Origin of the sequence: Mesorhizobium sp. M0816, assembly GCF_040320005.1 — a bacterium.
Lineage (GTDB): Bacteria > Pseudomonadota > Alphaproteobacteria > Rhizobiales > Rhizobiaceae > Mesorhizobium.
In genome coordinates, this window is the sequence record NZ_JAMYOT010000115.1 from 1 (window position 1) to 605 (window position 605).

General features: G+C 62.3%; 1 protein-coding gene. It reads left to right on the plus strand.

What is annotated here, in order from left to right; genetic code table 11:
* A partial coding sequence (locus NKI17_RS36945) for a phosphomethylpyrimidine synthase ThiC (protein ID WP_352907963.1) occupies positions 1–605 on the plus strand: 605 nt, incomplete at both ends.

Consider the following 605-nt stretch of genomic DNA (forward strand, 5'->3'; position numbering starts at 1 on the left):
GAAGAGGTCGAAAAGATGGTGTGGGCGATCCGCTGGGGCGCCGACACGGTGATGGATCTGTCGACCGGCCGCAACATCCACAACATCCGCGAATGGATCGTCCGCAACTCGCCGGTGCCGATCGGCACGGTGCCGCTTTACCAGGCGCTCGAGAAAGTCGGCGGCATTGCCGAGGATCTTACCTGGGAGGTTTACCGCGACACGCTGATCGAACAGGCCGAACAGGGCGTCGACTATTTCACCATCCATGCCGGCGTGCGGCTGCACTACATCCCGCTGACCGTTGACCGGGTCACGGGTATCGTCTCGCGCGGCGGCTCCATCATGGCCAAATGGTGCCTGCACCATCACCGGGAGAGCTTCCTCTACGAGCATTTCGCTGAAATCTGCGACATCTGCCGCGCCTATGATGTGTCCTTTTCGCTCGGCGACGGCCTTCGTCCCGGCTCGATTGCCGATGCCAACGACGCGGCGCAATTCGCCGAGCTGGAAACGCTCGGCGAGCTGACGCAGATCGCCTGGGCGAAAGATTGCCAGGTGATGATCGAGGGGCCCGGCCACGTGCCGATGCACAAGATCAAGGCGAACATGGACAAGCAGCTCGC